The sequence below is a fragment of the Roseateles sp. P5_B10 genome (assembly GCF_056400485.1).
Genome location: NZ_JBFULE010000853.1, coordinates 1 through 2,194, shown reverse-complemented (window position 1 = coordinate 2,194; position 2,194 = coordinate 1). Strand labels below are relative to the sequence as shown.

The window sequence follows — 2,194 nt, the reverse complement described above, 5'->3', positions numbered from 1 at the left end:
CATCGAATGGCTGCATCCGCGCGGCGAGGCCAGCGTCATCAACGCCTCGCTGATCGGCTTGTCGGCCTTGCGGCTGGGCGAGTGGGCCGGCCAGCTCTACGGCGAGTTCGCCCACGCCGAACGCGGGCAGGCGCGCTCTCTCGGGGGCTATCTGCGCCTGTCTGGCACGCCCGATGCGTCGCTGGTGGGTGAAAACATGGCCCTGCTGCGCGTCGTCATGGCGCGGCGCATCGGCGAGATGCCTGTCGGCCTGGGCGGCGCGGTGCGCGTCGGTTTCTCGCTGGAGACGGGTGCCATCGGCGCCGGCTCCGGCCTCAAGCTGTCCAACATACCCAGCAGCGGCTGGAAGCAGGCCGCCAGCGGCTTTCTCAGCGTGGACACGCGATTCGGGCCGTTCTACCTGGCGCTCGGCACGACGCGCGGCGGCGAGACAGCGGCCTATTTGCTGCTGGGGCCGAGCTGGTAAAGAAATGACCGTCAAGCTCGGCGCTGATCGGCCGATAAGCCTGTTGAGCGGGCCCGCAGCATTCGTGGGTCGGCACATCCAGGAGCCGAGGAGCGCCCCATGACCACATCGTTGAAAAGATCCGTTCGTCCGCAAAGCCTGCTGGCCTTGAGCGCCCTGGTGCTGCTGGGAGCCGCTGGCATGCGCGGCGTACAGGCCGCCGACAACGCGACCGCCAGCGCCACCGCCGTCGTGCTGCAGCCCATCGCGGTGACCAAGTCGGCCGACCTCGTGTTCGGCAATCTGGTCGCCGGCAACGGCGTCGTGACCTTGGCCACCGACGGCACCCGCACCAAGTCCGGCACGGCCGTCCTGCCCACTGGCGTCGCGCCCGTGGCCGCGCGCTTTGACGTGACCGGCGCCGGCACCAACACCTTCTCCATCGACTACACCGGCAGCGACACGGTGCTGACCGACGCGAGCGCGAACACGATGGCCATCGACTGGATCACCGAGGCGGTCGCGACCGCGACGGCGACCGGCAAGACCGACGAAACCACCGACGCCACCACAGGCACGCTGGCTGCCGGCGCCGCCTATATCTTTGTCGGCGGCAAGCTGACGGTGGGCGCCGCCCAGGCCGCGGGTACCTACACGGGCATCGTCAAGGTGACCGTCGCCTACAACTGAGGCCTATCCTCCTTGCGGCCATGACGACCGCCTTCCGCATTCACGGCCTTTGCGCCGCCACCGCACTGTGGTGCACTCTGTTGCCACAGGCGCCAGCCGTGGCCGCCAGTGCCGCGGCCCAGGCCAGCGCGGCCGTCATCGTGCCCGTGACGGTGAACGCCTGGCTGGGTGTGCCCGTCAGTGTGCAGGACCTGCTGCTGGCGCGGGACGCCCCCGCCGGCCCCGCCACGGGTGACCTGGTGACGCGCGTGGCGAGCGCGACCACGCCGGCCATCCTGCGCGCCCTGCCCCTGTGGATCGGCAGCGCGGTGGAGTCCAGGCAGGCCTTTGGCGTTGACATCGTCCCCGCGGCCAGCGCGGCGCTGCTGGCGCGTGGCCCGGCTGCAGCCGTGTCCGTGGCCGCCGCTTTGCCTGCAGGAGAAGGCGGCGATGGCGAGGGCCCTCTCGTTATCACCGTTGCCTTCAACTGAGGCCATGCGCGGGCTGACCCGTCATCGCGCCCTGGCCGCGCTGCTGCTGGTCGCCAGCGCGGCCGCGCCCGGTCAGACCCTGGTCAACAACGGCGCCCTGTCTTTCGGCGCCTTCACGGCCGGCAGCGGCGGCACGGTCAGCGTCAGCCCGGGCGGCGCGCGCCTGAAGACGGGCAGCGTCATCCTCGTCAACCAGGCCGGCACGGCCAGTGCCGCCCAGTTCACGATCACCGGCACGCCGAGCGCGGTGTTCGTCATCACCTTGCCGGCGGACGGCACCGTCTTCCTCACCGATGGCGCCAGCGGCAGCATGGCGCTGAACAGCTTCGTCAGCAGCCCCTCCGGCACAGGCGTGCTGGGCGGCGGTGGCACCCAGCAAATCAACGTCGGCGCCACGCTGACCGTGAGCAACCTACAGGCCACGGGCAGCTATTCCGGCTCCTTCAACGTCACCGTGAACTACCAGTAAAGACCGGCAACTCCGGTGCTTTTGCGAGCTTTGCACCGCTCAAGTCCTGGCGACGATGCCGGTATGCGTGCAAAGACCAAGTTCATCCGGCTGGCGGCCCTCGGGCTGCTGCTGCTGGCG

3 protein-coding genes and 1 pseudogene are annotated in these 2,194 nt (G+C 69.9%); all 4 read left to right on the top strand.

What is annotated here, in order from left to right; all coding sequences use genetic code 11:
- Nucleotides 1-466, top strand: a pseudogene (locus tag AC1DU6_RS28490) (patatin-like phospholipase family protein); the annotation flags it as partial.
- Nucleotides 467-565: 99 nt separating this feature from the next.
- A complete protein-coding gene (locus tag AC1DU6_RS28485) occupies nt 566-1,135 on the top strand; it encodes a DUF4402 domain-containing protein (RefSeq protein ID WP_457323369.1) in 570 nt (189 codons plus the stop codon).
- A 20-nt stretch (nt 1,136-1,155) separates the two neighbouring features.
- Complete coding sequence (locus AC1DU6_RS28480) at nt 1,156-1,605, top strand: hypothetical protein (protein WP_457323368.1); 450 nt, start codon at nt 1,156-1,158, stop codon at nt 1,603-1,605.
- A 4-nt stretch (nt 1,606-1,609) separates the two neighbouring features.
- Nucleotides 1,610-2,074 carry a DUF4402 domain-containing protein gene (locus AC1DU6_RS28475; protein ID WP_056197950.1) on the top strand — a complete coding sequence of 155 codons (465 nt, stop codon included), beginning with the start codon at nt 1,610-1,612 and terminating at the stop codon, nt 2,072-2,074.
- The last annotated feature ends 120 nt before the right edge of the window (nt 2,075-2,194 follow it).

Coding starts and splice junctions, on each gene's coding strand:
- AC1DU6_RS28485 (WP_457323369.1), top strand. CDS start 566: ATGACCACATCGTTGAAAAGATCCGTTCGTCCGCAAAGCCTGCTGGCC.
- AC1DU6_RS28480 (WP_457323368.1), top strand. CDS start 1,156: ATGACGACCGCCTTCCGCATTCACGGCCTTTGCGCCGCCACCGCACTG.
- AC1DU6_RS28475 (WP_056197950.1), top strand. CDS start 1,610: ATGCGCGGGCTGACCCGTCATCGCGCCCTGGCCGCGCTGCTGCTGGTC.